Consider the following 6886-nt stretch of genomic DNA (forward strand, 5'->3'; position numbering starts at 1 on the left):
CCGAGGTCAGAACTTAGCTATTATAATTTAGTATTTTATGGGAAATAGTTCCTATTTAGTTTTTATCAATAATCAAGGAATTATAAAGTTAGATAATCACCAATTTTATTGGCTGCCGAATACTTCGCAAACAATACTTTTAATTATCTTAAAAATCTAATTCCCTCTTTGGTGTAATAATAAGTTAATAACTCAAAGCTGAAAGCTGATAGCTGAAAGCTAAATGCTGACAATAAAAGGAAACATTAATATGACTAATCGTTTAGCTAAATCTCAAAGTCTTTATCTTCGTAAACACGCAGAAAATCCTGTAGATTGGTGGCCGTGGTGTGAGGAAGCTTTAGAAACAGCAAAACAACAAAATAAGCCAATTTTTCTATCAATTGGTTATTCAAGTTGTCACTGGTGTACCGTTATGGAAGGAGAGGCATTTTCTGATGATAAAATCGCTCAATATTTGAACGAAAAATTTTTACCAATTAAAGTAGATCGAGAAGAAAGACCTGATGTAGATAGTATCTATATGCAGGCATTACAAATGTTAACTGGACAAGGTGGTTGGCCGTTAAATATATTCTTAACTCCTGATGATTTAATACCTTTTGTTGGTGGTACTTATTTCCCTGTTGAACCTCGCTATGGAAGACCAGGTTTTTTAGAAGTTTTGCAAAAAATTAGGAGTTTTTATGACCAGGAAAAAAATAAACTTGATTCTTTAAAAGCAGAAATTTTAGAAGGTTTAAGAAAGTCAATTTTATTACCAGAAGCAGAAGATTTAAGCGAGGAAATATTACAAAAAGGTTTAGAAGTTAGTGCAGGAATTATTAGCGATCGCTATTCTCAACAAAGTTTTCCGATGATGCCTTATGCTGAAGCAGCTTTACAGGGAACAAAGTTTAATTTTCAATCTCAATATAACAGTAATGAAGTTTGTTTAAAAAGGGGATTAGATTTAGCTTTAGGGGGAATTTATGATCATGTTGCTGGAGGATTTCATCGTTATACAGTGGATGCTACTTGGACAGTTCCCCACTTTGAAAAAATGCTCTACGATAACGGTCAAATTGTTGAATATTTAGCTAATTTATGGAGTTTAGGAAATCAAGAACCTGCTTTGAAACGGGGAATTATGGAAACAGTTAATTGGCTAAAAAGAGAAATGACTTCACCTGCCGGATTTTTCTATGGTTCTCAAGATGCTGATAGTTTTACTACTTCGGATGAGGTGGAACCAGAAGAAGGAGCTTTCTATGTTTGGAGTTATAAAGAATTAGAAAATTTATTAACTTCGGAGGAGTTATGTGAATTATCTGAACAATTTTTTATTACATCTAATGGCAATTTTGAAGGAAAAATTGTTTTGCAAAGAAAGCAATCAGGAGAGTTAAGTGAAGCTGTAGAAAATTCTCTGGCTAAATTATTTGAAGTGCGATATGGTGTTAAACCTTTTAATCTAGAAACTTTTCCACCAGCAACGAATAATTACGAAGCAAAAAATAATAATTGGGCAGGAAAAATTCCGGCAGTTACAGACACAAAAATGATTGTTGCTTGGAATAGTTTAATGATTTCTGGATTAGCAAGGGCAGCCACAGTATTTAACAATTTAGAATATTTAGAATTAGCTATTAATGCTGCTAATTTTATTATCAAAAATCAGTGGGTTAATAAACGTTTTCATAGACTAAATTATGAGGGAAAAGCAGAAGTAATTGCCCAGTCAGAAGATTATGCTTTGTTTATTAAATCTTTGCTAGATTTACAGCAAACTTCGATTAATTTAGAAACTTCATTAAATAGTGATTTTTGGTTAGAAACAGCAATAAAATTACAAGATGAATTTGATGAATTTTTATGGAGTATCGAAGCAGCAGGTTATTACAATGCTCCGACAGATTTTAGTGGAGAATTAATATTACGAGAAAGGAATTATATTGATAACGCAACTCCCGCAGCAAATGGTGTAGCGATCGCTAATTTAGTACGTCTATCTTTACTAACTGAAGAATTACATTATCTCGATAGAGCTGAGTCAGCTTTAACAGCTTTTAGCAGTATAATGAAAAAATATCCCCAAGCTTGTCCGAGTTTATTTGTGGCTTTAGACTGGTATAGAAATCAAACTTTAGTTAGAACTTCAAAAGGACAAATTTCTAATTTAATTACTCAGTATTTTCCTACTACTATTTATCAGATAGAAACTGATTTACCAGAAAATTCTGTAGGGTTAGTTTGTCAAGGTTTAATTTGCAAAAAACCTTCTTTGAGTAAACAAGATTTATTGGCAGATGTAGAGAAAAGTCAAAATCGTTGGGCTAAATAAGAATGTGTTAAATTTTAGGTAGTAGCTGTTATGTGAGATAAATAATTTAGTAAGCATTCAGCTATCAGCTATTAACTGATTATTTTATCAAGAGGAATTAGTCTCCAAGGAGAATTAAAAGTCCGACAAAAAAAGGTCATCAGCTAACCCTAGTAAATTATTAACTTCAAAAGCTGAGAGCTTAACCCTAATAGCTGAATGCTTACATAATTTAAAACTTATTGCTCAATAAAAAGGCAAATAAAATCAAAATTTTGAGTTTTTGACTAAAAAATAAAGTTTCAAGTCTCCCCTTTCAAGGGAGATGAAAAATTTTCAATTTAGCATTTTCAGCCTCTGACTTCAACCAGATTTACTAATAACTAATAACGAATAACTAATAACTGAAATGACAATGGATGTCAGCTCAAGATATATTCCATAATGCTGTTAGTTTAGCCTTAGAAAAATAGGGATAGATAATTACTGAAGATCCTTTATTTATTAAAGTAGAAGAGCTAGGTTTTTTTATAGATTTAGCAGGAGAAAAATTTATAGGAGCAGAGAAAGATGGTCTCAAGATTGCTGTAGAGATTAAATCTTTTATTGGTGCATCAGATTTAACCAGCTTTTACGGAGCTTTAGGTCAATTTCTTAGTTATCGTTCTGCTCTTAGAAAAAAACAACCAGAGAGAGTTTTATATTTAGTAATTAGTCAAGATATCTACAGTGATTTTTTCAGCAATCAATTTATTCAAGAACTAATTGCTGAATATCAACTCAAATTAGTAATTTTTGAAATAATGAAAGAGGAAATCGTTTTATGGAAAGAATAAATTATCAAGAATTAGTTCAAACTATTTTGACCAAACACTCAGGTAATGACTTAGATAAAGACACAGAAGTGCAATTAATTTTTGACACAAAAAGGCAGCATTATCAAGTAATTAATTTAGGATGGAAAGATCAAAAACGAGTTTATGGCTGTGTTATTCATGTTGATATGAAAGAGGGTAAAATCTGGATTCAAAGGGATAGAACTGAAATAGGAATAGCAAATGAGTTAGTAGCTGCTGGAGTTCCGAAAAAAGATATTGTTTTAGCTTTTAAGGCTCCCTATTTACGTCAATTTACTGAATTTGCAGTGGAATAAACGATACTAAAAGTCATATTTGAAAGTGAGAAGTTGAATTGAACTTAAATGTAGGTTGAGTAGAATTACAAAACTCAATTATTTCAGCCTATAACTAAGAGTATTTTTGCCAAAAATTATTTCAATAAAATCCTAAATAGAGGGATAGGAATTACCAAAGAATTTTATCCCTATAAACCTCTAGATTCATTAGTTGATTTAGCACTGCAAAAATCCTTAGAAAGAATGTGAAAAAATTAGAGTGATCGCCAATTTATTTGTACAAAAAAAATGTAGGGTTTTACTTTGCTTAATCTCATTTTCACTTGAGTTTGCATACCCAACCCCTACAATAAAATATTACAACCTATTTAGGATTACTAAATATTAAAGAAAAACGTATTGATAAGTAGTAGAGAATATGTAGTTAATTTGGCTGATGGAGTTAATTAATAACTAACCTAGTATCAAATTTTCCGTATCAATAATGCTGTGTAACATTATTTTATTAAATTCATGCTATAGAAATTATAAATAGGTTTTAACAATTCCAGAACTAGAAATCAACTCCGAAACTCTTACCCATCCATCATAGTCCTTAAGCTTATTTCTCAGAAAATGTCAAGATTTTTGACACGAATAAAATAGAATTGGTATATATATAATTAATCTTGAAATTCTGCAAAACAGAAAAATCAAGAATAGTTGCACTTTGGTCAACAGTAGTTATAATACAAAAAAGACTTATATATCTTGGGGGAAAGATGGGCAAAAATGAGCCAATATATACAAAAATAAATTAGACAGCAAAACCAATTAATGAAACAGTAAAAAGCTTACTAATTCAATTGTTTTATGCAAATAATTCCTGCAAAAACCCGATTTTAAATCAAAAACGAATCAATCAAAAAAATAATAACTTTATTACTAAATCAGAGAAAAACTAACCAGCAAAAATTAAAATATAAAATTTCATATCCCAACTCTGAAACCTTAGAAAAAAAGCTGGTAACCCTGAGAAAAAACGCTTATGGAAACACCATTTAATATAACTCTCCTAATTATCCTCACAGTAGTCTGTGGAATAGGCTCCCAAGTTGTGGCAGCCTACCTCAAAGTACCTGCAATAGTCTTTTTGCTACTGTTTGGTATTTTGGTAGGTAAAGATGGTTTGGGCCTAGTACATCCCAACTTATTAGGCAGTGGCCTAGAAGTTGTCGTCTCCCTTTTTGTAGCCCTAATCTTATTTGAAGGTGGCCTTAATTTAGAACTAAGAGAACTAGGAAGAGTTTCCGGCACTATCCGCAACTTAGTTACCATGGGGGTATTAGTTACATTAATTGGTGGAGGTATGGCCGCTCACTGGTTTGGAGAATTTCCTTGGCCTATCGCATTTCTCTATGCCTCCTTAGTAGTCGTTACAGGCCCAACGGTGGTAGGTCCATTGCTCAAACAAGTATCAGTAGACCGACAAGTAGCTACTTTACTTGAAGGAGAGGGGGTTATCATCGACCCTGTAGGAGCAATTCTAGCTGTATTGGTACTTAACATAGTTTTAAATGAAGGTGCCGATCCTTTAGGATTATTTAGAGATCTAGTTATGCGCTTGGGAATAGGCAGTATTATTGGTGCAGCAGGAGGTTGGTTACTTGGGTTTGGCCTGAAAAGAGCCAAGTTTCTCTCTGAAGAATTGATAAATTTAGTAGTTCTAGCTACTATTTGGATGATGTTTGGTTTAGCAGAAGAAATCAGTAGTGAGTCAGGGTTAGTTACTACAGTAGTAGCTGGAATTTTTGTTGGAGCTGCTGAAATACCAGAATTAAGATTAATCAGACGGTTTAAAGGACAGCTAACGATGTTAGCTGTTTCGGTATTGTTTATCTTGCTAGCAGCAGACCTATCTTTGGCAAGTGTGGTTGCTTTAGGTTGGGGAAGTGTATTAACAGTTTTAACTTTGATGTTTTTGGTTCGGCCTCTGAATATATTGCTTTGCACTTGGAATAGTCAACTTAGTTGGCGACAAAAGATGTTTGTGAGTTGGGTCGCTCCCAGGGGAATAGTTTCCGCTTCAGTTTCCTCTTTATTTGCCATACTATTAACTCAGAAAGGTATCAATGGTGGTGACTCTATTAAAGCTTTGGTATTCTTGACAATTATGATGACAGTTTTTAGTCAAGGGTTAACTGCTAGATTTGTGGCTCAATTTTTAGGAATTACTTCTAGTGCTGCTACTGGTGCTGTGATTGTAGGTTCAAATCCTTTGTCTAGATTAATCGGACGTATTTTTAGAGAGCGGGGTGAATCAGTAGTATTAATTGATACAGACGAGGAAAGATGTAAAAAAGCACAAGAAGAAGGTTTACAGGTATATAAAAGTAGTGCTTTAGATATTGATGTTTTAGAAGAAGCTGGTTTACACTCAATAGGAACCTTTTTAGCAATGACTAAAAATGGGGAAGTAAATTTAGTTTTGGCTCAAAGAGCTGCAGAAGAGTTTAAGCCACCCAGAGTATTAGCTGTTTATCCGAAAAGTCCCCAGGCAAAAAATGATAATACCAATAACAGTAACAGTAACAGTAACAATAACAGTAACAACAATAATAGAGAGAAGGTTCAACAAGCTTTTACAACTGAGTTAAATCTAAAAGGTTGGAACCAATATCTTTCTGACAAAGAAGTAAAGTTAGGTGAAACATTGCTGAAGAATTTGGGATTTGAATTTCAAAAGACTCACCTCAAAGCACTGATTAAGTCTGGAGAGTTCATACCACTTTTGATTGAACGGCAAGGAAGTCTTCAAGTATTATCTGCTATGGAAAATTGGCAACCAGGAGATCGAATTATTTATTTGCTCCATGACCCGAAACCTAAACTTCTAAAAAGATTATCTGGTTCTCACCAGACAACTTTAACTATGGAAAAACATCCAGCAGTTGAAGAAGTACCTATTCCTAGTGTAGTTCTCGACATTGACTCTGACAAGATACCAGCAAAATAATCGGCGTTGCATATTTGAGTATGGTCTGATCATTAACAAAACTAAAGCCATGCCAACCCAGAAACCCGTTTTATATAAGAAACCGGGTTTCTTTGTGTAATATCATGTCCGGATAAGAGCGTGATCAAAAAAGTTTTTGTTTGTATAGGATTCCATTAACTAGATTGTCATCACATTTTACCGTAGGGGTTTGGTCTCCAAACCCTAGCGCATCAGGGAGAAAGGTAACCAAACCCCTACAGGATAACTTTAATTATAACTATTCAACCGGACATGATATAACTCTTGATTTTCATGTCGGACGAAAAAAAGGAAAGTAGTCTCGTGACAGATACATCAAGCCCGGCAATTCCTGGCCAAACCAGAAAATACCGTTCATAGCAATGTGACGGCAGAACCATATACATTGGCGGTATCTCGCAATGCTTTGAGGAAAATCCCCAAAGCGCCATTC

4 protein-coding genes are annotated in these 6886 nt (G+C 33.6%); all 4 read left to right on the plus strand.

The genetic code is table 11. From position 1 onward, the window contains the following. Nucleotides 1–250: 250 nt before the first annotated feature. Nucleotides 251–2323 carry a thioredoxin domain-containing protein gene (locus VKJ25_RS23205; RefSeq protein ID WP_324239019.1) on the plus strand — a complete coding sequence of 691 codons (2073 nt, stop codon included), beginning with the start codon at nucleotides 251–253 and terminating at the stop codon, nucleotides 2321–2323. Between the two features lie 461 nt (nucleotides 2324–2784). Continuing rightward, nucleotides 2785–3138 carry an element excision factor XisH family protein gene (locus VKJ25_RS23210; protein ID WP_324239022.1) on the plus strand — a complete coding sequence of 118 codons (354 nt, stop codon included), beginning with the start codon at nucleotides 2785–2787 and terminating at the stop codon, nucleotides 3136–3138. Then, nucleotides 3126–3455 carry a XisI protein gene (locus VKJ25_RS23215; protein ID WP_324239020.1) on the plus strand — a complete coding sequence of 110 codons (330 nt, stop codon included), beginning with the start codon at nucleotides 3126–3128 and terminating at the stop codon, nucleotides 3453–3455. The genes VKJ25_RS23210 and VKJ25_RS23215 overlap by 13 nt, the downstream gene beginning before the upstream one ends. Before the next feature lie 1009 nt (nucleotides 3456–4464). Then, nucleotides 4465–6432: a cation:proton antiporter gene (locus VKJ25_RS23220; protein WP_324239021.1), complete on the plus strand. Its 1968-nt coding sequence runs from the start codon at nucleotides 4465–4467 to the stop codon at nucleotides 6430–6432. The last annotated feature ends 454 nt before the right edge of the window (nucleotides 6433–6886 follow it).

It is taken from the genome of Okeania sp. (assembly GCF_035285525.1).
Lineage (GTDB): Bacteria > Cyanobacteriota > Cyanobacteriia > Cyanobacteriales > Microcoleaceae > Trichodesmium.

Bases quoted from the DNA above. Each gene is read 5' to 3' on its own strand.
- VKJ25_RS23220 (WP_324239021.1), top strand. From the start codon at position 4,465: ATGGAAACACCATTTAATATAACTCTCCTAATTATCCTCACAGTAGTC.
- VKJ25_RS23215 (WP_324239020.1), top strand. From the start codon at position 3,126: ATGGAAAGAATAAATTATCAAGAATTAGTTCAAACTATTTTGACCAAA.
- VKJ25_RS23205 (WP_324239019.1), top strand. From the start codon at position 251: ATGACTAATCGTTTAGCTAAATCTCAAAGTCTTTATCTTCGTAAACAC.